The sequence below is a fragment of the Mesorhizobium sp. M0296 genome (genome assembly GCF_040321675.1).
Lineage (GTDB): Bacteria > Pseudomonadota > Alphaproteobacteria > Rhizobiales > Rhizobiaceae > Mesorhizobium.
The window spans coordinates 243,387-267,929 of record NZ_JAMYRZ010000003.1 but is presented as its reverse complement, the minus strand read 5'-3'; the positions used below and the strand labels follow the sequence as shown (position 1 = coordinate 267,929).

21 protein-coding genes and 1 riboswitch are annotated in these 24,543 nt (G+C 63.2%); of the genes, 7 read left to right on the top strand and 14 right to left on the bottom strand.

What is annotated here, in order from left to right; genetic code table 11:
* The first annotated feature begins 7 nt into the window (after nt 1-7).
* Complete coding sequence (locus NKI97_RS05525) at nt 8-589, top strand: CarD family transcriptional regulator (RefSeq protein ID WP_006327799.1); 582 nt, start codon at nt 8-10, stop codon at nt 587-589.
* A 78-nt stretch (nt 590-667) separates the two neighbouring features.
* Here the strand turns inward: NKI97_RS05525 and NKI97_RS05520 are convergent, their stop codons facing one another.
* From NKI97_RS05520 to NKI97_RS05510, 3 genes are all read right to left on the bottom strand, one after another.
* Nucleotides 668-1,438, bottom strand: coding sequence for an amino acid ABC transporter ATP-binding protein (locus NKI97_RS05520; RefSeq protein ID WP_352452513.1), 771 nt, complete (start codon nt 1,436-1,438; stop codon nt 668-670).
* Nucleotides 1,435-2,115, bottom strand: a complete 681-nt coding sequence (locus NKI97_RS05515) for an ABC transporter permease subunit (RefSeq protein WP_023721020.1) — start codon at nt 2,113-2,115, stop codon at nt 1,435-1,437. Before NKI97_RS05515 ends, NKI97_RS05520 begins: the two co-directional genes overlap by 4 nt.
* A gap of 122 nt (nt 2,116-2,237) precedes the next feature.
* Nucleotides 2,238-3,011, bottom strand: coding sequence for an amino acid ABC transporter substrate-binding protein (locus NKI97_RS05510; protein ID WP_352452514.1), 774 nt, complete (start codon nt 3,009-3,011; stop codon nt 2,238-2,240).
* A gap of 325 nt (nt 3,012-3,336) precedes the next feature.
* On the opposite strand from NKI97_RS05510, the gene NKI97_RS05505 reads away from it, so the two are divergent.
* Entirely contained in the window at nt 3,337-4,194 is an 858-nt protein-coding gene (locus tag NKI97_RS05505; RefSeq protein WP_023680558.1) for an RNA polymerase factor sigma-32, read from the top strand.
* Between the two features lie 13 nt (nt 4,195-4,207).
* Here NKI97_RS05505 and NKI97_RS05500 read toward each other — a convergent pair whose 3' ends face one another.
* From NKI97_RS05500 to thiB, 4 genes are all read right to left on the bottom strand, one after another.
* Entirely contained in the window at nt 4,208-5,677 is a 1,470-nt protein-coding gene (locus NKI97_RS05500; RefSeq protein ID WP_023680559.1) for a M48 family metalloprotease, read from the bottom strand.
* Between the two features lie 254 nt (nt 5,678-5,931).
* Entirely contained in the window at nt 5,932-6,723 is a 792-nt protein-coding gene (gene thiQ / locus NKI97_RS05495) for a thiamine ABC transporter ATP-binding protein (RefSeq protein ID WP_352832998.1), read from the bottom strand.
* The gene (gene thiP, locus NKI97_RS05490) at nt 6,720-8,339 is read right to left on the bottom strand and encodes a thiamine/thiamine pyrophosphate ABC transporter permease (RefSeq protein WP_352677922.1); all 1,620 of its coding nucleotides are present in this window, start codon (nt 8,337-8,339) and stop codon (nt 6,720-6,722) included. The genes thiQ and thiP overlap by 4 nt, the downstream gene beginning before the upstream one ends.
* Before the next feature lie 251 nt (nt 8,340-8,590).
* Nucleotides 8,591-9,604, bottom strand: a complete 1,014-nt coding sequence (gene thiB, locus NKI97_RS05485) for a thiamine ABC transporter substrate binding subunit (protein ID WP_352471187.1) — start codon at nt 9,602-9,604, stop codon at nt 8,591-8,593.
* Nucleotides 9,605-9,647: 43 nt separating this feature from the next.
* A riboswitch (TPP riboswitch) is annotated at nt 9,648-9,762 on the bottom strand.
* Nucleotides 9,763-9,889: 127 nt separating this feature from the next.
* Between thiB and NKI97_RS05480 the strand changes: the two genes are divergently transcribed.
* From NKI97_RS05480 to NKI97_RS05465, 4 genes are all read left to right on the top strand, one after another.
* Entirely contained in the window at nt 9,890-10,534 is a 645-nt protein-coding gene (locus NKI97_RS05480) for a thiamine diphosphokinase (protein WP_352450811.1), read from the top strand.
* A gap of 15 nt (nt 10,535-10,549) precedes the next feature.
* The gene (locus NKI97_RS05475; protein ID WP_352832995.1) at nt 10,550-12,370 is read left to right on the top strand and encodes an ABC-F family ATP-binding cassette domain-containing protein; all 1,821 of its coding nucleotides are present in this window, start codon (nt 10,550-10,552) and stop codon (nt 12,368-12,370) included.
* 76 nt (nt 12,371-12,446) lie between these two features.
* Nucleotides 12,447-12,689, top strand: a complete 243-nt coding sequence (locus tag NKI97_RS05470) for a type II toxin-antitoxin system CcdA family antitoxin (protein WP_254816484.1) — start codon at nt 12,447-12,449, stop codon at nt 12,687-12,689.
* A complete protein-coding gene (locus NKI97_RS05465) occupies nt 12,689-12,988 on the top strand; it encodes a CcdB family protein (protein WP_352450813.1) in 300 nt (99 codons plus the stop codon). The genes NKI97_RS05470 and NKI97_RS05465 overlap by 1 nt, the downstream gene beginning before the upstream one ends.
* A gap of 33 nt (nt 12,989-13,021) precedes the next feature.
* On the opposite strand, the gene NKI97_RS05460 is transcribed toward NKI97_RS05465, so the two are convergent.
* Both NKI97_RS05460 and NKI97_RS05455 read right to left on the bottom strand, forming a co-directional pair.
* Nucleotides 13,022-14,701 carry a hypothetical protein gene (locus NKI97_RS05460; RefSeq protein ID WP_352450814.1) on the bottom strand — a complete coding sequence of 560 codons (1,680 nt, stop codon included), beginning with the start codon at nt 14,699-14,701 and terminating at the stop codon, nt 13,022-13,024.
* Nucleotides 14,702-14,773: 72 nt separating this feature from the next.
* Nucleotides 14,774-16,072: an adenylosuccinate synthase gene (locus NKI97_RS05455; protein ID WP_352450815.1), complete on the bottom strand. Its 1,299-nt coding sequence runs from the start codon at nt 16,070-16,072 to the stop codon at nt 14,774-14,776.
* 321 nt (nt 16,073-16,393) lie between these two features.
* On the opposite strand from NKI97_RS05455, the gene NKI97_RS05450 reads away from it, so the two are divergent.
* The gene (locus tag NKI97_RS05450) at nt 16,394-17,296 is read left to right on the top strand and encodes a DMT family transporter (RefSeq protein ID WP_352450816.1); all 903 of its coding nucleotides are present in this window, start codon (nt 16,394-16,396) and stop codon (nt 17,294-17,296) included.
* Nucleotides 17,297-17,355: 59 nt separating this feature from the next.
* Here NKI97_RS05450 and serA read toward each other — a convergent pair whose 3' ends face one another.
* The 5 genes from serA to glmM all read right to left on the bottom strand — a co-directional run bounded on the left by serA (nt 17,356) and on the right by glmM (nt 23,883).
* A complete protein-coding gene (gene serA / locus NKI97_RS05445) occupies nt 17,356-18,954 on the bottom strand; it encodes a phosphoglycerate dehydrogenase (RefSeq protein ID WP_352450817.1) in 1,599 nt (532 codons plus the stop codon).
* Between the two features lie 183 nt (nt 18,955-19,137).
* Nucleotides 19,138-20,313, bottom strand: coding sequence for a phosphoserine transaminase (locus NKI97_RS05440; protein ID WP_352450818.1), 1,176 nt, complete (start codon nt 20,311-20,313; stop codon nt 19,138-19,140).
* Nucleotides 20,314-20,494: 181 nt separating this feature from the next.
* Nucleotides 20,495-21,244, bottom strand: a complete 750-nt coding sequence (locus tag NKI97_RS05435) for an outer membrane protein (protein WP_352450819.1) — start codon at nt 21,242-21,244, stop codon at nt 20,495-20,497.
* A gap of 232 nt (nt 21,245-21,476) precedes the next feature.
* Nucleotides 21,477-22,304 carry an outer membrane protein gene (locus tag NKI97_RS05430; protein WP_352450820.1) on the bottom strand — a complete coding sequence of 276 codons (828 nt, stop codon included), beginning with the start codon at nt 22,302-22,304 and terminating at the stop codon, nt 21,477-21,479.
* 226 nt (nt 22,305-22,530) lie between these two features.
* Nucleotides 22,531-23,883, bottom strand: coding sequence for a phosphoglucosamine mutase (glmM, locus tag NKI97_RS05425; RefSeq protein WP_031213285.1), 1,353 nt, complete (start codon nt 23,881-23,883; stop codon nt 22,531-22,533).
* Nucleotides 23,884-24,543: the final 660 nt, after the last annotated feature.

Here is a 24,543-nt window from a genome sequence, read left to right as displayed (position 1 = left end):
GGGCGTAATGGCAACGATCACCCCGCAGAAGAAGTCCACCGCAGCGCGCCACGGTTTCAAGACCGGCGAGTACATCGTTTATCCGGCGCATGGTGTCGGCCAGATCGTCTCGATCGATGAGCAGGAAGTCGCGGGCCACAAGCTGGAGCTGTTCGTCATCGACTTCCAGAAGGACAAGATGCGCCTCAAGGTGCCGGTCGCCAAGGCGACCTCGATCGGCATGCGCAAGCTGTCGGAAGAGGATTATGTCGAGCGCGCGCTGAAGGTCGTGCAGGGCCGCGCCCGCGTCAAGCGCACCATGTGGTCACGCCGTGCCCAGGAATATGACGCCAAGATCAACTCCGGCGATCTGATCTCGATCTCGGAAGTGGTGCGCGACCTTTACCGCGCCGATAACCAGCCGGAGCAGTCCTATTCCGAGCGCCAGCTCTACGAGGCGGCCCTCGACCGCATGGCCCGCGAGATCGCGGCCGTCAACCGCATGTCGGAGACCGAAGCGGTCCGCCTCATCGAGGTGAACCTCAACAAGGGCCCGAAGCGCGGCGCCAAGGCCGACAACGAGGAAGCCGAGCAGGAAGAAGCTGCCTGAGCCTTTTCGCCCAGGAAACATGGAAAACCCGGCCTTGCGCCGGGTTTTTTTGTCTTAGCTGACCGGCGACGGGCATATCTAACCTTCGCCGCCCTCCCTTTCCGCCTCGTGCTTCAGCGTGGCGATGAACCGCTTGGTCCGCTGGCGTTCCGGGTTGCTGAACAGCACCGCGGCCGGGCCTTGTTCGACGATGTTGCCGGCATCGAGGAACACCACTTCCCGCGCGATCTTCGAGGCGAGCCGCAGGTCATGCGTCGCCATCACCATGGTCGTGCCCTCGCTGGCGAGCTTGCCGAGCACGTCGACCACCTCCTGCGCCAGTTCCGGATCGAGTGCCGAGGTCGGCTCGTCGCAGAGCAGGACCTTCGGCGAAGGCGCCAGCGCCCGGGCAATCGCCACGCGCTGCTGCTGGCCGCCCGACAGGGTCGCCGGCCAGGCATCGGCCTTGTGCGCCATGCCGACTTTTTCGAGCAGGGCCAGCGCCCGTTCGCGCGCCCTCTCCTTGGGCCATTTCAGCACCGTCACCAGCCCCTCCATGATGTTCTCGATCGCAGTGCGATGCGGAAACAGCTGGAAATTCTGGAACACCATGCCGGTCTGCAGCCGCAGCCGCTGGATATCCCTGGTCGAGACCCTGCCGCCGGGATGGAATTCGAGTGCATCGTCGCCGATCCGTACCGTGCCTGAAGTCGGCAGCTCGAGCAGGTTGATGCAGCGCAAAAGCGTGCTCTTCCCTCCGCCCGACGGCCCGACAAGCGCCGTAACGCTGCCTTCCTCGATCGTGACGGTGACGCCCTTCAGCACCAAATTGTCGCCGAAACGCTTTTCGATGTTGGTGAGGCCGATCATGCGCGCGCCTCCAGGAAGCCGCCATAACGGTTGAGCCGCGTTTCCAGCCGCGCCTGCAAGGCCGACAGCACGGAGCTCATGACCAGATAGAGGGCCGCTGCCTCGACATAGAGGATCAGCGGCTCATAGGTGGTGGCGACGATGCGCTGCGCTGCCTGGAACATCTCCGGCACAGTGATGGCGGCGGCGAGCGAAGTGTCCTTGACCAGCGAGATGAAGGTGTTGGACAGCGGCGGCACGGCGACGCGGCCCGCCTGTGGAAGAATGGTGCGCCGCATTGCCTGGGCCCAGGTCATGCCGATCGAATAGGCCGCTTCCCACTGGCCCTTGGGCACCGAACCGATGACGGCGCGGATGATTTCCGACGAATAAGCACCGATGTTCAAGGTGAAGCCGATCAGTGCTGCTGGAAAGGCGTCGAGCAGGATGCCGACCGATGGCAGGCCGTAGAAGATAAGGAACAGTTGCACGAGAAGCGGCGTGCCGCGGAATATCCAGACGTAGAAGCGGACCACGGCGACCAGCGGTTTGGGACCGAACAGCCGGACAAGCGCTACAACCAGGCCTAGGACAAGACCGAATGCAAACGACAGCAGCGTCAACGGCACGGTGAAGATCAGTGCAGCCCACAGCAGCGTAGGCAGGGATTCCAGCATCAATTGCAGCCAGTGCGGCACGAAGGCTCCTCCTTGCCAGATTGCCGTCGCTCATATCACGCGAAAGCGGCGGGCCGTCGAAAGACAGCTCGCCGCGATACGAACGACGCGGGCCGGCATTCGGCCCACACGAGAAAGCCGTTTTACTTCGAAACGTCCTGGCCGAAATAGGTGTCGGCGATTTTCTTGTAGGTGCCGTCGGCCTTGATGTCGGCCAGCGCCTTATTGATGGCGGCCACCAGTTCCGGATCGCCCTTGCGCACGATGACGCCGGAATAGTCGGCGTTTTCTTCCTGGGCGGCAATCTTCACATTGGCGTCGGGCTTGTGCTTCTTGAAGTCGAGGAAGGACAGGCTGTCGTTGATGGTGGCGTCGGCGCGGCCGGTAAGAAGCAGCTGGATCGACTGGTCGAAGCCGTCGGTGCCGACGAGTTCGGCGCCGTTGGTTTCAGCCAGCTTGCCGAAGTTCGAAGTCAACGACTGCGCCGCCTTCTTGCCCTTGAGATCGGCGAAACCCTTGATGTCGGTGTTGTCGCCGCGCACGATCAGCACTGCCTTGGAGGCGATGTAAGGATCGGAGAAATCATATTTAGCCTTGCGCGCCTCGGTGATGCCGACCTCGTTGATGACGGCATCGTAGCGGTTGGCGTCGAGACCGGCGATCAGCCCGTCCCATTTGCCTTCGAGGAACTGGGCCTTGACGCCGAGGCGCTCGGCGATGGCCCGCGCGATCTCGACGTCGAAGCCGACCAGCGCGCCGGAAGCATCATGATAGGTGAAGGGCGCATAGGTTCCTTCCGTGCCGACCTTGAAGACGCCGGCCTGCTTGATCTGGTCGAGATTGGCGCCGGCATGACTGGCGGCGACGGCCAGAACCTGCAGCGTTCCGGCGATAATGAGCGATTTGAGCCATTTCATTTTTCTGTGATCCCGTCCTTGGCCGATGTCCGGCGTCATTGCGAGTGCCGGAAAATGACAGATGCGCGATGCCAGAATAAGAAACTAAATTTCAAAAATCTCGCGCCCTTGAAATCCAATTCTCAACCAGCATCTCCCGGCGCCATCCGGCTGAGTCAAGGCCGGTGGCGAATCGCCTGGAACAGCACAATCGACATGACAGTCCGGGGGAACATTCCCCCGCATGGCACGTTCTTCGCTGTTGTAGGGCGCGGCGCCGCCATTTCAACCATCGGCGCCAACTCACGATTCGATTGCACCGCAACGCCTGGAGCAGGAGCGCGGCATGATGGAAGACAGTGCAGGACGGACCATGGTTCGCGCGGCGATGAAAGCCCCTTATCTGGAACGTGACGAAGAGCATCTCCTGGCGCTGCGCTGGAAGGAAAACAATGACCAGCACGCGCTGCACCGCATCACCGTCGCGCATATGCGGTTGGTCATTTCCATGGCGTCGCGGTTTCGCCACTACGGCCTTCCGCTGGGCGACCTGATCCAGGAAGGCCATGTCGGGCTGCTGGAGGCAGCGGCCCGTTTCGAGCCCGAGCGCGAGGTGCGGTTCTCGACCTACGCGACTTGGTGGATTCGCGCCTCGATGCAGGACTATATCCTGCGCAACTGGTCGATCGTGCGCGGCGGCACTAGCTCGGCGCAAAAGGCGCTATTCTTCAACCTGCGGCGCCTGCGCGCCCGCCTGGCAAACGGCGCCGAGCAGATGTCGAATGCCACGCTCTACCGCGAAGTGTCGGCGGCTCTCGGGGTATCGGAGGCCGATGTGGCGATGATGGATTCCCGCCTTTCGGCGCCGGACAGCTCGCTCAACACGCCGCTAGCCGACGATGCGGGCGCAACCGAGCGGATGGAGTTCCTGGTTTCGGATGACCCGCTGCCCGATGAGGTCGTCGGCGATACGATCGACGTCGAACGCCGCTCGGTGTGGCTGAAGACGGCACTCGGCGCTCTCAATGCGCGCGAGCTCAGGATTATCGAGGAACGCCGGCTGAGCGACGAGGGCGCGACGCTCGAAGCGCTCGGCGAGACCCTCGGCATCTCCAAGGAACGTGTCCGGCAGATCGAGGCGCGCGCCATGGAAAAGCTCAAGGCGGCGCTGGTAAAGCAGAATCCGGAATTTCTCGCAGCCTGAATCGCGTCGGCTGCTATTTGTCGGTGACGATCTTGACCTTGTCGCCGGCCGAAACCGCGGCACCCGGCGACAGCGCGTTGAGCACCCTGAACAAATCCAGCTTGCGGTCGACGCCGACCATCTGTGCGGCCAGGGAGCCCATTGTCTGGCCGGGCTGCACCGTGACGATGCGGATACGCAGCGGCTTCAACGCCGCCTTCTCGGCAGCACTCAGGATGCGGAACGAGCCGCTGACCGAGCGCGCCACCGTGCTCAGCGAGGTGCTGGCCGACGGTGCAGCAGTCAGCAAGCGGTAGACCTGGCCGCCGGCGCGGATCACCGCAATGTCGAATTGCCAGCCATCGGCGCCGGCATGCGCGGTTGCCGCTTCGTTGCCGTTGATCGTCTCCTGGCGCACGCTGCTGTCGTCGAGGCCGGCAACCCAACCGCTGCGGATGTAGTCGGTCAGCGAGCGGTTCTTGTCGATCGAAACGCCGTCGAAGCGGATCGCCATGTCGCCCGGGCCGGTCGCCGTCACCGCCGCCGCCGAATTGTCGATGACGAAACCGTTGGGCACCGAGAACGACACGCCGAGGCCAGGGTGCAGGAAGGTTTCGCCGCGCACATAGCCTTCCTCCGGCGTGTCGCCGTAAAGCAGCCCGTCTACGCCGGCAAGAAATGAATCGCGGTCGCGCGACCCGACACCGGGCGCGCCGAACTGGCGGGCGTGGCGCTGCGCGAGGTCTATACGCTGCGGCGTGTTGGGGTGCGTCGCCAGGAAGTCGAGGCTGGCGTCGGTAGCGCCGCTGATCGAGCGAAAATCGGTATAGGCCGACATCGACTGCAGAAAGCGGCCGGCGGCGTAGGGATCGAAACCGGCTTCGCCGATCGACTTGATGCCGATGGCGTCGGCCTCCAGCTCCTGATTGCGCGAGAACTGGGCCAGCCTCAGCTTGCCGCGGATCAGCGCCGCCTTGGCCGTCGGGTTGTCGCCGAGCACGTCCGAAACGACCTTGGTCGCCAACCCCTCTTCGGCTTCCAGCTGCTGGCGCTGCAGGCCGTGGTTGGCGGTAACGTGGCCCATCTCATGCGCGATGACGGCGGCAAGCTCGGCGGAATCGTTGGCCAGCGCCAGCAGCCCGCGGGTGATGTAGAGATAGCCGCCCGGCAGCGCGAAGGCATTGACGTTGGGCGAGTTGAGGATGGTGATGCGGTAGGTCTGGGTTGGGTTGGCCGACACCACGGTCAGTCTGCCGACGATCTTGGCCACCATGCGCTCGAGCTTGGGGTCGGAATACTCGCCGCCATAGGTGGCGAGGATGCGCGGGTGCTGGGCCTTCGCCAGTTGAGCGAGCTTGCCGTTGGCGGCGACATTATCGACCGTGATCGGCTTGTCGGAGGGCTGGAAGCCTGATTCCTGCACGTCGGGAGGCGTGAACATCTGGCAGCTTGCCAGCGCCACAGCGAGACCGGCCAGCGCCAGAAAGCGCGCCAGCGGTTTCACCCTCCGATTGTCGATGCCGGTCGGCAGATCGGCTTCCTTTCAAGTCCTGGCACGTGACCGCGAAAATCGGACGCGATTTCCGGAAAGCATCACGCGCAAAATCAAGTGCTACGGCGTCCTTCGTGCGTCCGACAGATACGAGGCAGCAAGGGCAAATCACAGTCTAGGCCGGACCAGCTCCTGGCGGACCTAGCCACACTACCTCGACCATGGCAAGCAAGCGCCGCTTCGCCTTCCGCCGGTTTGACCATAAATTATGTCCGCTTCCGGGCAACATCTCGTGATCCAACCGCAAACGGACCCGAGCCGATATAGCGTCGGAATGCCTCCGGTCCAGCCCCGACGAAAAAATCGGCCGCGGTGCCCGTCGCGGCAACCGTGCCACCATCCAGGAAAACCATGTTTTGGCCGATACGGCGCGCATCGTCCGGCTGGTGCGTGACGAATAGCACCGTCATGCGCTGCTCCGAATGGACGTCGGCCACCAGGTCGAGCATGTCGTCGCGCAGTGCCGGTCCGAGCGAAGCGAACGGCTCGTCGAGCAACAACACCGGCCGGTCGCGCACCAGGACCCGGGCGAGCGCGACGCGCTGCCGCTCGCCGCCGGAGAGTTCGCGCGGCAGCCGGCTTTCCTTGCCGGCAAGGCCGACGCGCTTCAGCGCTGCGGCGATTGCGGCGCGGTCAGCCTCGCTCAGCCTGAGCGAAGGCGAGCGGCCGAGCCCGACATTCTGCTCGACGGAAAGATGGGCAAACAGGTTGTTTTCCTGGAACACCATCGATACCGGCCGCGCTGATGGCGGCGCAGTGCTGACGTCGGCGCCGCCGATCAGCACGCGGCCTGACCGCGGCGTCTCGAAGCCGGCCACCAGATTGAGCAGCGTCGACTTTCCCGAACCGCTCGGCCCCATAATGGCGGTGATTTCCGACGCCGGGAAATCGACATCGAATATAAGCGGCGTTTCACCATAGCTGAACGAGACATTATCGAGTCGTACGGCCGCGCCTTTTTCCACCGAAATGGACTGTTCCGGGCTGGTCGGCATCATGATTTCTCGCCCCTTCCCAGCCAGTCCGCGGCCAACACCAGCGCCAGGCAGACAAGGCCGAGCAGCAGCGCCAGGCCGGCGGCATCCTCGGTGCGGTAACTGCCCATGCGCGCCAGCAGCAGATAGGGCAAGGTCTGCACGGAATCGCTGCCGAACAGCGCAATGACGCCGAGATCGCCGAGCGACAGCGCCATGGCGAAAGCGAAGCCGGTGGCGAGCGGCCGCCGCAGCGACGGCCAGTCGACCAGCCGCAACCGGTTCCAGCCCGAGATACCAAGCTGTGCGCAGAGCCGTTCGTGGCGTTCGCTCGCCGCGTCATAGGCAGGGCGGATGGCGCGGATGGCGAACGGCATCGCCATCACCGCATTGACCGCAACCACCATGACAGGGGCAATCGCAAAGACATCGCCGACGGTGCGCAAGAGCAGGAACCAGCCGGCGCCGATGACGATGGGCGGCACCACCAGGACGAACCCCGCACCGGTGTCGGCCAGATGTTCGAGCAGTGTCCGCCGGCCCTGCCGCCGGGTGAGCGCCAGCGCCCGGCGCGCCATGACCAGCGACAGCGACAACGCCACAGAGAGCAGCGCCGATAGGAGGGAGAGCACGGCACTGGTCGCCGTCGCTTGCCGCACCGCGCTCTCGCCGGCCAGGCGGCCGAGATCGGCGCCAAGCCCGGCTGCCAACGTGGCCGCCATCGGCCCGGCGACAAACAGCAGTGCGAGCCCGATCGCCAATGCGTTCAGCACGGTCTCGGCCGCACCGGCTGAAAAATACCGGCGCGGCGCCACCGGCAGATTGGCATCCCCGACCATATTGGCGCCGAGCCGCGTCAAGGCCAGCACGACGACGAAGGTCAGGGCAATCTGCAGCAGGGTCAGCGTCACCGCCCGCGCCGGGTCGAAGTCAAAACGCAGCGCCTGGTATATGGCAACCTCGAGCGTCGTCGCGCTGGGTCCGCCGCCGAGCGTAAGCACGATGGTGAAGGAGGTGATGCACAGCATGAAAACGAGCCCGGCAACGCCGGGCAAGACCGCACGCAGCGGTGGCCATTCGATCAGCCGGAAGGCCGGCGCAGCACCCATGCCAAGCTGGCTCGCCAGCCGCCATTGGTCGGCCGGCACGGTCTGCAACGCCTCCAGGAACAGCCGCGTCGCTAGCGGCAGGTTGAAGAAGACATGGGCGACGAGTATGCCCGACAGGCCATAGATGCCGGGCCAGCTCTGGCCGCCTAGCGCGCCCAGCGTGCCGGCAAAATAGCCGGCGCGGCCATAGAGCGCCAAGACACCGAGTGCGGCAACAATGGCCGGCAGCGCCAGCGGCACGGCGAAAAGCTGCAGGATGAAGCCTCGCCCGAAAAGCTGTGGATGCCGCGACAGTGCACGCGCGACAAACAGCGCCGGTGCGACGGAGAGCAGGGTCGACAGCAGAGCCTGCCAGAGCGTGAAACGGACGACGCGCAAGAGATAGGAATCGAAAGCGGCGGCGGCGCCGGACAGGTCGCGTGTGGCTTCGACGACGAGCCCGGCGAATGCACCGCCGATCAGCAGCGCGATGGCGGCGAGCGCGACGATGCCGGCAGTGACGCGGGGATCGGCCGGATGACGCGTACGCATGTCGCGCTACCCGACGCTACGACAGGTGTTGATCGAAGGAAACACCTGACAATGGCCGAGCCCACCCCCCTCTGGCCTGCCGGCCATCTCCCCCTCAAGGGGGGGGATTGCGCACTCAGCCGCCTTCGCCAATCTCACAAGTGGCAGGACGAGGAGAGGCGACAAAGCTGCCGACCTCCCCCCTTGAGGGGGAGATGGCCGGCAGGCCAGAGGGGGGTGGCTTGGCGCAAACATCCGACGAGGCTTGAGCCCTACTTGCTCATCGCCGCAAGCCACTCATCGACCCAGGCCTTGCGGTTGGCCGCGACGTCTTCCGGGCTGAACAGCAAGGTCTTGGTCGGCTTGACCAGCTTGTCGAACGCCGGGTTGAGCGGCTTGTCGGTTTTGCCGGCCGGGAACATCCAGTTGGTTTCGGGAATGACATCCTGGAATTTCGGTCCGGTCATGAAGGCAATGAACTTTTCTGCCAGCGGGTTCTTCGCACCCTTGGTGGTGATCCCCGCAACCTCGATCTGCAGATATTCGCCCTCCTCGAAGGACGCCGCCTGGTAGCGCTCGGTGTTTTCGGCGACCATGTGGTAGGCCGGCGAGGTGGTGTAGGACAGCACCATCGGCGCCTCGCCCTTGGTGAACAGGCCGTAGGCCTCGCTCCAGCCCGGCGTTACCGTCAGCACCTTCGCCTTGAGTTTGGCCCAGGCTTCCGGCGCCTTGTCGCCATAGACCGACTTGACCCACAGCAGCAGGCCAAGGCCCGGCGTCGAGGTGCGCGGATCCTGGATGACGATCTTCTCTCCGGCATCGCCCTCGACCAATTCCCTGAGGCTCTTCGGCGGGCTCTTCAGTTTTTCGGTATCGTAGACGATGGCGAAATAGCCATAGTCGAACGGCACAAAAATATCGTCGCTCCAGCCGCCCGGCACACTGACGCCCGATATTGCGCCATGCGGCGAAAACAGGCCGGTTGCCTTGGCATCCGCCGTCAAATTGGTATCGAGGCCAAGTACGATATCGGCCTTGGTCGCGGCGCCTTCCAGCTTCACACGGTTGAGCAGCGCCACGCCGTCGGCGACCGAGACGAATTCGACGACGCAACTGCATTCGGCCTCGAAGGCCTTCTTCACCGCCGGTCCCGGACCCCAATCGGCGGTGAAGCTTTCATAGGTATAGACCGTCAGCCTATCCTGTGCCGATGCCTGCCCTGGCAAGGCGAGCGCGGATGCCGCAAGCAGGACAATTGAGACAAGAGAGTGGAAAAAACTGCGCATCGGCGCCTCCTTCGTTCGCGTTGAAAGGAATTGAGGCGTCGGGCTGTCCGAAACGTCTAATCCCTCCGCCGGTACAAACCGGATCAGGTTCAGCGGGTTGGCAGTCTTGCCTCTCAGCCGGTCCGCGAAAATCGCGTCCGGCACCCCGTTAGAGCGTTGCGACACATAGGCCCGGCGGAAGTGCTGCGCAAGCGGAAGTTTGCCGGGCATCCAAAGCCCAGCCTTCCGTTTCGTCTGCCGTTTCATCTTCCGTTTCCGGGGCAGGGCTGGTAAGGGCCACGAGATATGAGCACATTCACCATCCTGCTTGGCGGCGATCTCATCCGCACGCCGCTGCTCGACCGCCAGGTCGAAGGCTCGCGTGTCATCGCCGCCGATGCCGGCATCGGCCATGCCCGCATGCTGGGCCTGAGGCCGGAACTCTGGGTCGGCGATTTCGATTCGGTGCCTGCCGAGTTGCCGGAGGATCTGGCCGCCGTGCCACGGCAGGTGTTTCCCGCCGAAAAAGACAAGACCGACGGTGAACTCGCTATCGCCGCCGCACTCGAACGTGGTGCGACCAGCCTTGTGCTCGCAGGCGCCTTCGGCGGCAAACGTACCGACCACATCTTCCTGCATCTGGCGCTGAGCGTCCGGCTGGCGGAAGGCGGGACGGAAGTGCTTTTGACCAGCGGCGCACAGGAAGGCATTCCCTTGCTGCCGGGAAAGACTGACTTCGACTATGCCGACGGCACGCTGTTTTCGGTGCTCGGCTTTTCGGATCTCGCCGGCCTGACAGTCACCGGCGCCAAATGGCCGCTCGACCATGTCGAGGTTGCGTTCGGCTCGTCGCTGACCATTTCCAACGAGGTCAGGGGCCGGTTGGAAATCGCGCTGGCCAGCGGCCGCGCGCTGCTGCTCGCGCATCCCTATCCTCTTCCGGAAAGCTGAGCCCAGAAAGCTGACATGGCGCCGCCGCTTCTCAATCTCGACGGAATAAAGCTGACCTTTGGCGGCACGCCGCTGCTAGACGGTGCCGCCCTGACAGCCTCAGTTGGCGACAAGATCGCCCTGGTCGGCCGCAACGGCTCTGGCAAGTCGACGCTCCTCAAGATCGCCGCCGGGCTGATCGAACCGCAGGACGGCGAAGTCTTCCGCCAGCCATCGGCGACCGTGCGCTACTTGCCGCAAATGCCCGACATGGACGGCTTTGCGACTGTCCGCGCCTATGTCGAGGCGGGGCTCGGGCCGGCCGACGATCCCTACCGCGCCACCTACCTGATGGAGCATCTCGGCCTATCCGGCGAGGAACGGCCGAACGACCTCTCCGGCGGCGAGGCGCGGCGCGCCGCCCTCGCCCGCGTCATGGCGCCGGAGCCCGACATTCTCCTCCTCGATGAGCCGACCAATCATCTTGACCTTTCGGTCATCGAATGGCTGGAGGAGGAGCTTGCCCGCACCTCCTCGGCACTGGTCGTCATCTCGCATGACCGCCGTTTTCTCGAGCGCGTGTCACGCGCCACAATCTGGCTCGACCGCGGCCAGACCCGCCGTCTCGACAAGGGCTTTGGCTATTTCGAGGAATGGCGCGACACGGTGCTGGAGGAGGAAGAGCGCGAGCAGCACAAGCTCGGTCGCCAGATCGTCCGCGAGGAGCACTGGCTGCGCTATGGGGTGACAGCGCGGCGCAAGCGCAACATGCGCCGGCTCGGTGAGTTGCAGACCATGCGCCAGCGCTTTCGTGGTCATCGCGGCGCCGAGGGTGCGGCGACGATGACAGCCAGCGACGCCGCCGAATCCGGCAAGCTGGTGATCGAAGCCAAGAACATCGAGAAGAGCTTTGGCGATCTGACCGTGGTCAAGGGATTCTCGACCCGCATCCAGCGCGGCGATCGCGTCGGTCTGGTCGGGCCGAACGGCGCCGGCAAGACGACGCTGTTGAAGATGCTGACCGGCGAATTGAAGCCGGACGCGGGCAGGGTGCGGCTCGGCACAAATCTGGAGATCGCCACGCTCGACCAGAAGCGCGAAGCCGTCGACCCGCAGGAGACATTGGCGCAGTATCTCACCGACGGGCGCGGCGAGAACCTCGTCATCAATGGCGAGCAGCGCCACGTCGTCTCTTACATGAAAGACTTCCTGTTCAAGCCGGAACAGGCGCGCACGCCGGTGCGCGAGCTTTCAGGCGGCGAGCGGGCACGGCTGATCCTCGCCCGCGTTTTGGCGCGGCCGGCAAACCTGCTTGTGCTCGACGAGCCGACCAACGATCTTGACATGGAGACGCTGGAGCTGCTGCAGGAACTGGTCGCCGGCTTTGCCGGCACGGTGATCCTGGTCAGCCACGATCGCGATTTCCTCGACCGCACCGTGACCAGCATTATCGCGCCGGATGGTGACGGCCGCTGGATCGAATATGCCGGCGGCTATTCCGACATGCTGGCGCAGCGCGGCGGCACCAGGCTGGACGACCGCAGGGCGCGGCCAAAAGCAGAAGCCGGTGAAGCGACGGCGGCAAGCAGGAACGAAGCGGCCGCACCGAAGGGCCCGGCCAAGAAACTGTCGTTCAAGCAGAAATTCGCGCTGGAATCGCTGCCCAAGAAGATCGAGGCGGTGTCGGCCTCGATCTCGCGGCTGGAGAACAACATCGCCGATCCGGCCTATTACGAGCGTGACCCGGCCTCGTTCCAGAAGACGATTGCCGCGCTCGACAAGGAGCGCGTCACACTGGCAGCGCTCGAGGAGGAATGGCTGGAACTGGAAATGCTGCGCGAGGAGATGGAGGGGTAATTCGCGAGTTCAAGCACCTTGTCATTGCGACTAGAGAGGAATGCGCATATGTTATGCGCATACTGTGGAGGTGATCATGCGCAAAATTGCTGTGAATGCGGTTCGCCAGCCGGCAAATCTGTCGATCGACTCAAAGCTCATGAAGGAAGCCAAGGGGCTCGATGTGAATGTCTCGCGCGCCGCTGAAGCCGGCATCGCCGAGGCCGTGGCCGCCGAAAAGACGCGGCTGTGGAAGCTTGAGAACCGCGCGACGATAGATGCGTGGAACGAATATGTCGAAAAACACGGTATTCCGCTGGCAGAACATCGGCAATTCTGATGGCGCGCTACGACGTCTTCGCGGGTAGCATCGAAGGCGGCTATCTCCTCGACGTCCAGGCCGATCTGCTAGACCATTTCAAGACCCGGGTGGTCGTCCCGCTTCTGCCGGCTGCGATGGCGCCATCACCAATGCGAAAGCTCCACCCGATTTTCGAGATCAATGGTCGGAAATTGGTCATGGCCACCCATTTGATCGCCACGGTTGCGGCGACGGAACTGGGCGAGAGCCGACTGAATCTGACGAGGCATCACGACGAGATCGTGGCCGCGCTCGATATGCTGTTCCAGGGCTTCTGAACTGCTGGGGAACTTCGGGGTGGCGGACCGTCTTCACCCCGCCGTCTTAGTCTGCCAGGCCTTCAGCGCCTCGTCGAACACCTTCTCGCCTGGAATGCCCTTTTCCATGGTGAGCAGCGCCCGCCGCCCGGTCTTGTAGACGACCGGCACGTCGATCCAGTCCTGGCCTCTGAGCAAGGTCAGATTGGCGTCTTCATCCGCCTTGGTATCGTTGAGCGCAACCAGGAAGAAACCGTCGGCGATCTTGGCCGGGATGCCGATCAGCGGGCTTCCGGCATCCTGCTCGGAGCCCTTCATGGCGACACGCAGGATGTTGTCGACGCCGCCGCCCTCGAAGCCGTCAGGCGTCAGGAAGATCATCTCGATGATATGGCTGGCCGGCAGCGTCTGGTCGGTGTTGCGACGGATCGTCATGCGCAACTGGATATCCTTGCCTGGAATGGTCGCCTCGGCGCGGATCGCCGGCTCGGGCGGCAAGTCGCCGCCGGGCGATTCCTGCACTAGCGACCAGACGATGTTGCCGGGCTCGGCCGAGCCTTGAGCGGTGCTGGTGCGCTCCTCGTAGAAGATCGCCTTCTGGCCGACGGCCAACGTGGCTTGCGGCGGAACTGCCGTTGGTGCCGCTGCCGGTGCGGGCGGCGGGGCGGCCGCTGCAGCATCGGCCGGCGCTGCTGCCCCGTTGGCGGGCGGCGTCGCGGGAGTTGGTGCAGCGGACCCATCGACTGCTGGAGCATTGGCCGTGGCTTGCTTGTCGGCGGGTGCGGCCGGTGCCGGCGCGGCGGGTGCCGGGGTGGTCGGCGCCTGTGCGGCCGATGGCGGCGTGGTCAGTGCGGCGACGGATTCGCCTTCGCCGATGCCCGCCTGCCCGGCCGCGGGGCCGGGATCGACTTCGTGGCCCTCGGGCGTCAGGCGCTGCGTGAACTTCGCGCCCTCGCCGGCCTCCGTCGGAGGCGCGGCGGCCGGTACGGCCGCATCGGCCTCCGGCTTGGCCGGGGCTGGTTTTACCAGCGGTTCGGTGGCGACGGCTTTGGTCGAGTCGAGGCCGAGCATGCTGCCGAACGCATCCTTGTTCAGCCAGATGCCATAGCCACCACCGGCAATGACAAGCAAGGCAATGGCGGCGGCGATCAGACCGCCATAGCTGCGCCTGCGCTCGGCAGGATGGAGCCGCTGGAACGTGTCCTCCGCGGGGCCGCCGTCGTTGGAAAAGTCGTCGCCCCGAAAAACGCCGTCTTGGCCGTCAGCCGTCGGAAGATCCATATCGGACGGCGGCGGACCAGCGCGCTCCTGAGAAAGAGCGACGGGCTGCGGCTTTTGCCAGTTCGGCGCCGGCTTGGCGGGCGTGGGCTGCCAGGCTGGCCCGGTCTTTGCCGGCTCGGTCTTGGCCGGCTGCCATGCCGGCTCCGTCTTTGCTGGCTGTCGGATATGGCTGGACTGGTTCTTGTTGCGGTCGATGGAGGAGAAGATGTCCTCCAGTTCCGCCAGCGGGTCGGGTGGCGGCGCAGGCTTGGCATAGTCCCGCTCGACTTTGGCGATGGCGTCTTCCAGTGCACGCATCTGCCGGTCGACATCGGAAGGCGTCATCGTGGCCTTCTCTGCCAGTTGTTTCGCGATTGACGAACGGGCCCTGTCATAGACCCTGGCGCGCACTTCCGCCGACGGCTCACCGAGTTTATCGAGCGCCTTTTTCAGAATAGGAACAAAATCTACCATACGTCAGTCGACCTGCATTTGTTTCTGGGCCGGCCCCCGCAAATCAGCCGCAATGCCCGGAAGGCTGAGAAACTAGTCTTGAAACGGATCGGTCACAAGTATCGTGTCGTCCCGTTCAGGGCTGGTGGAAAGGAGTGCGACCGGCGCGCCGATCAGCTCTTCGATGTAGCGGACGTACTTCACCGCCTGGGCCGGCAGGTCGTTCCAGCTGCGCGCGCCGGCAGTGGTGCCTTTCCACCCCTCCAGCGTCTCGTAGACCGGTTCGACGCGGGCCTGCGCACCCTGGCTGGCCGGCAGGTAATCGATCGCCTCGCCGTCGAGTCGGTAGCCGGTACAGACCTTGATCTCGTCCAGCCCATCGAGCACATCGAGCTTGGTCAGCGCAATGCCCTTGATGCCGTTGACGGCGACGGCCTGGCGGACCAGCACGGCATCGAACCAGCCGCAGCGCCGCTTGCGGCCGGTGACGACGCCGAATTCATGGCCGCGCGTGCCCAGGAACTCGCCGATCTCGTTCTTCTGTTCGGTTGGAAACGGGCCTTCGCCGACGCGCGTCGTATAGGCCTTGGTGATGCCGAGCACATAGCCGATGGCGCCCGGCCCGACACCCGACCCGGCGGCGGCCTGACCGGCAACCGTATTGGACGAGGTGACGAACGGATAGGTGCCGTGGTCGATGTCGAGCAACGTGCCTTGCGCGCCCTCGAACAGGATGCGCTCGCCGGCGCGGCGCTTGTCGTCGAGGATTTTCCAGACGCGGTCCATATAGGGCAGGATCTCGTCGGCCACCGAGATCAGCTCGCTCATGATCGCCTCATGCGTGACCTCGGCATGGCCGAGCCCGCGCCGCAGCGCATTGTGGTGCGTCAGCAGCCTGTCGACCTTCAAGGGCAGCGTTTCCAAATCCGCCAAATCCATCACCCTGACCGCGCGCCGGCCCACCTTGTCTTCATAGGCGGGACCGATGCCGCGACGGGTCGTGCCGATCTTCGTTCCGGAATTGGAAGCGGCGTCCTCGCGAAATCCGTCCAGCTCCCGGTGCAAGGACAGGATAAGCGCGGTGTTTTCGGCTATTTTCAGGCGGTCTGGCGTCACCTCGATGCCCTGCGCCTTCAATTTCGCAACCTCCGCGACGAAAGCGTGCGGATCGAAGACGACGCCATTGCCGATGATGGAAAGCTTGCCTTGCCGCACCACGCCGGACGGCAGCAGCGACAGCTTGTAGACCTTGCCGTCGACGACCAGCGTGTGGCCGGCATTGTGGCCGCCCTGGAAGCGCACGACAACATCGGCGCGCTCCGACAGCCAGTCTACGATCTTGCCTTTGCCCTCATCGCCCCATTGCGAGCCGACGACCACCACATTGGCCATATTTCTTTTCCCTTGAGACGCCGCACGAGCAGCTTGAAACAATTCGAAACGATAGGCCTCTATCGCATCGGCCCCCAAAATCGGAATCGATTTTCGGAAAAGCACGACGCGAGATTAAAGCCTTCCGACGCGTACTTTGTAGCGTCCAATTGCACGCACGTCGCTCTATAGCGTCAAGACCCGGCGAGCGCGACCACTCTTTGCCGCCCAAAACGCTCCGAGGCACAACAATTTTCGTCTTTGACATCATTTACTTGGGCTGGCGGTCGCAATAGGCCCACACCGACCGTCAAATTCCCTCTGCCTGGCCGGGAGTTCACGATGCATCGAGCCGCCTATCTGTTCCTGCTGTGCACCACCTTGCTGTGGGGCGGCAACTCCGTGGCGGGAAAGCTGGCGGTCGGTCATATCTCGCCGATGACGCTGGTCTTCCTGCGTTGGCTGCTGGCGGTTCTGATCCTGCTGCCGATCGGCTGGGGAACGCTACGCCAAGACTGGCCGGTGGTGCGCAGGCACTGGTTGCTGCTTGGCGGGCTCGGCGCTTGCGGCTTCGCCTTTTTCAATGCGATCTTCTACACGGCGCTCAACTACACGACGGCGATCAACGTCTCGATCGAGCAGGCGGCGATACCGATCGTGATCATCATCGCCAATTTCGTGCTGTTTCGTCTGCGGGTGAACCGGGTGCAGATGGCTGGCGTCGTGCTGACCATCATTGGCGTCGCGGTGACGGCGAGCCATGGCGACCTGCGCCAGCTTCTCAAGCTGGATCTCAACTTTGGCGACGCGATCATGCTGGTCGCCGTGCTTTGCTACTCCTTCTATTCGGTGGGGTTGCGGCTGAAGCCGGTCATCCGCTGGCAGAGCCTGATGCTGGCGCTGTCGGTTGCCGCACTCGTCACATCGCTGCCTTTCTTCCTGTGGGAGATTGCCGCCGGCAAGGTCATCGTCCCCGATGCCCGCGGCTGGGCGGTCGCGTTCTATACCGCCATCGGTGCTTCGGTCATCTCGCAGATCTTCTATATCAGGGGCAACGAGCTGATCGGCGCCAACCGGGCCGGCCTGTTCATCAATCTGGTGCCGATCTTCGGTACGCTGCTATCGGTGCTGATTGTCGGTGAGACATTCCAGCTCTATCAGGCGCTGGCTCTCGCGCTGGTGCTCGGTGGCATCAGCCTCGCCGAATACAGCGGACGGAAGATGGCGGCATCCGCTGCTGAATGAAGTCGCTTGCCGCGACGTTCCGCCGCCCCGCGTGCTGCTGCACACGGGGCGGCCGAATTTCAGGCTATCCCCACATCGAAATGCAGCCGCTTGGCGGAGTCGATCGATTTGTGCGAGCGCACCTGCGCCAACACGTTTTCCGGGAACGGCGCATCGAGATAGAGCAATGCGATGGCATCGCCGCCCGGCCGGTTGCGGCCGAGCTGGAAGTTGGCGATGTTGACGCCGTTCTCGCCGCACACCGTGCCGAGCAGGCCGATGATGCCGGGCGCGTCGGCATTGGTCGTGTAGAGCATGTGCTGGCCGACCTCTGCGTCGAGATTGATGCCCTTGATCTGGATGAAGCGCGGCTTGCCGTCCGAAAAACAGGTGCCGGCGATCGAGCGCGTCCTGTGCTCGGTCTTGACCGTCAGCTTGATATAGCCGTCGAACACGCCCGACTTGTCACGCTTGACCTCGGCGACGATAATGCCGCGCTCCTTCACCATGATCGGCGCCGACACCATGTTGACGTCGGAGACCTGCGGCCGGATCAGCCCGGCAAGGGTGGCACTGATCAGCGCGCGCGTGTTCATCGTCGCGGTCGAGCCGTCGAACAGTATCTCGACCTCCTTGATCGGATCCTCGGTGACCTGTCCGACAAAGGCGCCGAGCACTTCGGCAAGCTTGACGAAAGGTTTCAGCCGCGGCGCCTCTTCGGCGGTGATCGACGGCATGTTGATGGCGTTGGAAACGGCGCCCTTGATCAAATAGTCGGACATCTGCTCGGCGACATGCAGGGCGACATTCTCCTGCGCTTCGGTGGTCGACGCGCCGAGATGCGGCGTCGCCACGACATTCTCCATGCCGAACAGTGCGTTGTTGTCCGCCGGTTCGACCTCGAACACGTCGATGCCGGCGCCGGCCACCTTGCCGCTCTTCAGCGCCGCGATCAGGTCGGCCTCGACGATCAGCCCGCCACGGGCGCAGTTGATGATACGCACGCCGGTCTTCATCTTGGCGATCGCCGCGGCGTCGATGATGTTGCGCGTCTTGTCGGTAAGCGGCGTGTGCAGCGTGATGAAGTCGGCGCGGGCGAACAGCTCGTCGAGCTCGACCTTTTCGACGCCGAGCTCCTCGGCGCGGCTGTCCGACAGGAATGGATCGAAGGCGATGACATGCATCTTCAGGCCGACGCCGCGCGTAGCGACGATCGAACCGATATTGCCGCAGCCGATGATGCCCAGCGTCTTGCCGGTGATCTCGACACCCATGAAGCGGTTCTTTTCCCATTTGCCGGCGTGGGTCGAGGCGTTGGCCTCCGGTATCTGGCGGGCCAGCGCGAAGATCATGGCGACGGCATGCTCGGCGGTGGTGATCGAATTGCCGAAGGGCGTGTTCATCACGATGATGCCCTTGCGGCTCGCCGCCGGGATGTCGACATTGTCGACGCCGATGCCGGCGCGGCCCACGACCTTCAGCCTGGTCGCGGCATTGATCAGCTTCTCCGTGACCTTTGTCGCCGAGCGGATGGCCAGCCCATCATACTGGCCGATCACTTCGAGCAGTTTTTCCTTGTCCTTGCCGAGATCCGGCAAATAGTCGACCTCGATGCCGCGATCCCTGAAGATCTGCACGGCGGTGGTGGAAAGTTTGTCTGAGACGAGAACGCGGGGCATTGGCTTGGTCCTTTGCGATTGGCGTCCCTCCCCCTTGAGGGGAGGGTCGGCGCGAAGCGCCGGGGTGGGGTCGTTGCGGCCGGATGCGGCCAAATCTTTTTCTTTCTGGATGGCGGATCGTTGAGCGGGTGGAGGCGACCCCACCTGGCCCTTCGGGCCACCCTCCCCTCGAGGGGGAGGGAGTCAGGCCGCCGCTTTGAGCGACGCCTTTTGCGCCGCAAAGGCCCAGTCGAGCCAGGGCAGCAGCGCTTCGAGATCGGAGGTCTCGACTGTCGCGCCGCACCAGATGCGCAGGCCGGGCGGTGCATCGCGGTAGGCGCCGATGTCGTAGGCGACGCCTTCCTTGTCGAGCACCGAGACAATTGCCTTGGCGAACGCAGCCTGTCCATCGGCGTCGAGTGCAGCGACTTGCCGGTCGGTGAAGGAAAGGCAGACCGATGTGTTCGAACGCGTCGCCGGGTCTACGGCAAGATGGCCGAGCCAGGAAGATTTTCCGACAAAGCGATCGAGAACGGCGGCATTGGCATCCGCTCTGGTGACCAGCGCGTCGAGGCCGCCGATCGACTTCGCCCAACGCAGCGCGTCGAGATAGTCCTCGACGCACAGCATCGACGGCGTGTTGATGGTCTCGCCCTTGAATATGCCTTCGATCAGCTTGCCCCCCGAGGTGAGACGGAAGATCTTCGGCAGCGGCCAGGCCGGTTTGTAGCTTTCCAGGCGTTCCACGGCGCGCGGGCTGAGGATCAGCATTCCGTGCGCGCCCTCACCGCCCAGCACCTTCTGCCAGGAGAAGGTGACAACGTCGAGTTTCTGAAAATCGAGCTGTTGCGCAAAGGCCGCCGAAGTAGCGTCGCAGATGGTCAGGCCCTTGCGTGTGGCCGGGATGAAGTCGCCGTTCGGCACGCGCACGCCCGACGTCGTGCCGTTCCAGGTGAAGACCACGTCGCGGTCGAAGTCGATTTTGGTCAGGTCGGGCAGTGCGCCGTAGTCAGCCTCTAACCTGCGCACATCGGCGAGCCTCAGCTGCTTGACCACATCGGTGACCCAGCCGGAGCCGAAGCTCTCCCAGGCCACCATGTCGACGCCGCGCTCGCCGAGCAGCGACCACAGCGCCATTTCGACCGCGCCGGTATCCGAGGCCGGCACGATGCCGATGCGGTAATCCGCCGGAACCTGGAGGATTTCCCGCGTCAGCTCGATCGCTTGTTCGAGCTTGGTCTTGCCGATCTTGGCACGGTGCGAGCGCCCGAGCGCGGCATTTTTGAGCGCCTCGACCGACCAGCCGGGGCGTTTTGCACAGGGACCTGAGGAAAAATTGGGATTTGCCGGACGGAATCCGGGCTTGGTATGCGTGGACATCGTGGTCTATCCTTCCAGATAGTGGCCCCTCGTTGGGGAGGGGTGGCCCACGGATGGCGATATGCGTTCAGGCTTTCGGCGTCAAGGGGAAAGTTTTGTCGCTGCCGGGATATTGCCGAGGGCGAAACGCAAACGGCGGGCCTGCGACCCGCCATTGTCAACGCCTCGGCTTCGATCGAGCCTACCAGAGATCGTAGCGTAGTCCGACTTTGACTTGATGATTGTTGATCCCTTTGCGGATCGGAAAAGAAGTCAGACTCTCGGCAGTCACATATTCGGCGTCTGGCGCGGAAAAATACTGATAGCCCAGATCGACTGAGACGTTCTTGGACACTTGGTAGGCAAGGCCGGCATTCAGCGTGTAGGCGAAGGAGTATTGGGTCTTGTTGTCACGCAGGACGAAATCGTCGGTGGGGTCGGCGTTGTCGGTGAAGTAGCTCGCCGAGAGGCGACGCTTGCTCTGCAGGATACCGACACCAGCGCCGAGATAAGGTGTGATTCCGACATAGGTCCCAAGATCGACATAGCCATTGAGTATGCCTGAGAAGGCATAGTTCTTCAGGGTCGCCGATGCCACGGTCGTTCCGTCGTTATAGCCGACGTCGATCTTGTTGCCGGGAAGATAGCCGACATTGAGATCGGCGCGCAAATAGTCGTTGAAATGGTAGCCGAAGCCGATGCTGGCGAAGATGGGATCTTCCTTTTCGTCGAAGCTCGCGGGTGTAAAGGCGAAATGCTCATCCTTGAAGCTCTTCTGCACCAGATAGGAGACATCGCCACGCAGATACCATCCCGAGCCAACCTCGACCGGTACATAGTCGGGCGCCTGGTCGACATAGACCGGCGGTTCGTAATCGGCGCCAAGCGCCGGCGTCAGCGGCACCAGGACGACTGCTGCAAGCGCCAGTGCTACAGGCGATTTGAATGTCATGGTCCTCGGCTCCCGAACTTGGCGCATTCGCGATCGCGCGCCGTTTCAGACAGCATTGTTAACCATAGTGGTTAAGTGCGGGTTAAGGATAACAAGGCGTTAGCAATTGATTTGATCCGCCTTCGCTCCTCGAGCCGGACGGTGTTACAGAGCGCCGCAGCATGTTTAGGCAGCCAAACGAAACCGCCCGGCATCAGCCGGGCGGTCAACGAATTCCTCGATTTCGAAGCGACTACTTGGTGTAGACGGGCTCGGGTTCCGGAACATAAGGTTCCGGTTCAACGCAGTCCGATCTGCCGAACTGGTAGCGCAGGCCGCCGCGCACCTCATGAACATTGATGCCATTGTCATAGCCGGGGCCGACGCCGCTGCCGAAGTCGAACATCTTCCCACCGTTTATATGGCTGTAGCGGTAGCCGACGTCGAGTTTGACGCGATCGGTCAAACAGTAGGATGCGCCAACCATGGCAGCATAGGCAAAACGCCAGCCCTTGCCGCCGTGGTGGAAGAATTCACCGTCTTCATCGCTGTTGTGGAGTGTATCCCACTTAACCCAGGCGCCGCCGATGCCGGCGCCGACATAGGGCGTGATACCGTGCCATGTGCCGATATCGACATAGGCGTTGGCGAGCAGCAGCAGCGCGGTATAGGACGAGGTGTCGACCGAAGTACACGGATCTCCATCAAGGCAGATGCCGCTGGTCGAGCCGCGGAAGGTGGATTTGCTCATCCAGTCCGCGGTCAAGTCGGTGCGGAAGTGCCGGTCGATTTGATAGCCAACGCCGGCACCGGCCGAGAAAGCACTCTTCAGCTTGCCGCTGTCAAAAGTGCCGGTTCCGGGAGGCGGTCCGTAGGTGATATAGTCGGCGCCGCGAAACTTCGACCAGTGATAGTCGATGTCGCCACGGATATACCAGCCGCCAAAGTCGGCCGGCTGCTCGTAGGCGATCGGTGGCGGCGCCTCCTCGACGACGGGCGGCTCGACGAAATCGGCGGCGAATGCCGGCCCGGCGCCGGCAAACAGCGCGGCCAGGAGAGCCATTCTTGCTGTGTTGAACATGCTTTATCACCCCTGAGAACCCTCGAACGGCGAACGCGCCCGAAATGTGATTGACCTCAGTTGTGGATAATGAATCGGAAAGGTTAAAAGGCGTTTAACCGTATTGATTAACCACGAATCACTAAAAGTGGAGCAATCTGGCGGCCGTTGCTGCAGGCGGAGCTGGCCGCGACTCAATAAAATGCCCGCCGGCAAGGCGGGCTTTTGAACCGATGTTGGAGGGAGATCAGGCGGCGCTGCGCGTTTCCGAAATGACCTCGACGATGTCGTTGACCACGGACTCGACAAGCTGCGGGTCGTCGCCCTCCGCCATGACGCGGATGAGCGGCTCCGTGCCGGATGGCCGGATGACCAGGCGCCCGGCCTTGCCGAGGCGATTGCGCGCATCTTCGATCGCCGCCTTGACCGGCGCCTCCTCCAGCGGCTTGCCGCCGGAAATATGCACATTCTTCAAAAGCTGCGGCACCGGCTCGAATTTCTTCGACAGTTCGCTGACCGGCCGGTTATGGCGCTTGATGCAGGCGAGCACCTGGAGCGCCGAGACGAGCCCGTCGCCGGTAGTCGAGAAATCGGACAGCACGATGTGGCCCGACTGTTCGCCGCCGACATTGAGCCCATGGGCACGCATGTGCTCGACGACATAGCGGTCACCGACCTTGGTGCGATGCAACTGCAGGTTCATGTCGCCGAGGAAGCGTTCGAGGCCGAGATTGGACATCACCGTCGAGACGACGCCGCCGCCGGCCAGCCGTCCGCTCTGGTGCCAGGATTCGGCGATCAGTGCCATGATCTGGTCGCCATCGACGATCGCGCCGTTTTCATCGACGATAACGACGCGGTCGGCATCGCCGTCGAGCGCAATGCCGATATCGGCGCGCACCTCGTGCACCTTCTTTTGCAGGCCGGCCGGATGAGTCGAGCCGCATTCCTTGTTGATGTTGAAGCCGTTGGGCTCGACATTGATGGCAACGACCTCGGCGCCGAGTTCCCACAGCGCGTCGGGCGCCACCTTGTAGGCGGCGCCATTGGCGCAATCGACGACGATGCGCAGGCCCGACAGCGACATCGAGCGCGGCAGCGTGCGCTTGGCGAATTCGATATAGCGGTCATGCACGCCGTCGACGCGTTTGGCGCGGCCGAGCCCATCGGAATCGGCGAGCGCCAGTTCGATATCCTTGTCGAGCATCCCCTCGATACGCTCCTCGATCTCATCGGACAGCTTGTAGCCGTCGGGACCGAACAGCTTGATGCCGTTGTCGTAATAGGGGTTGTGCGAGGCAGAGATCATCACGCCGATATCGGCGCGCAGCGAGCGCACCAGCATGGCAACAGCCGGCGTCGGAATCGGGCCGAGCAGGAAGACATCCATGCCGGCGGCGCACAGGCCGGATACCATCGCGTTCTCGATCATGTAGCCGGAAAGCCTGGTATCCTTGCCGAGCACGACGCGGTGGCGGTGGCTGCCGCGCTGGAACGAGAGGCCGGCGGCCATGCCGACCCGCATGGCGACCTCCGCCGTCATTGGAAACTTGTTGGCTCGCCCACGAATGCCGTCCGTACCGAAATAATGTCCTGCCATGTTCGCCAGCTTCCCGATGGTTCTTTCCGAGCATCTCATGCCATAAAATGGCCCAAGCCCCGTCATCACATTGTATGATTATGGACGACCAATCCTTAGAAAATTATTGTTTTGTGTGTTTTGCGTCACGCTAGTGTGTTGATTTTCAAGTTCCGAGCCCTTGTTGCGGCAGCAACATCAGAAACGTCAACTCAAACCTCATCTGGATCCTTTGGTCTGTGGCAGTGTGGCCTTGAACCCGAATCCGCATCGTGCTGCTCCAGACAGTGGTAGGCTCAGGTCCGCCGCACCCGCCGATTTGACTGGCTGTCATGCGACGCATTGTCCTCGCTGGGAACCAGCCATATGCGCGCTCTCCGTGCAATAAACCCGGACGAACTTGGCCGGGAGACAGTCCCGGCAACGAATTCATCACCTTAAAGAAAAGAATGCACTTCTAAATTTGTCTCTACGCTACTTAGCATCTGGCGCAACCAGCCGTTGAGCGCTATTGCTGCACTGGGACATATCATGAACCGCCGTAGGGAGAAAACGCATGCTCATCCACCGACTTGCCACTTTGACGGGTCTTGCCGTCGCGACCTTATTCCTGGCGGCGCCTGCCAACGCGCTGACCATGGCCGAGTGCAGCACCAAGTATAACGCGGCTAAGGATGCGGG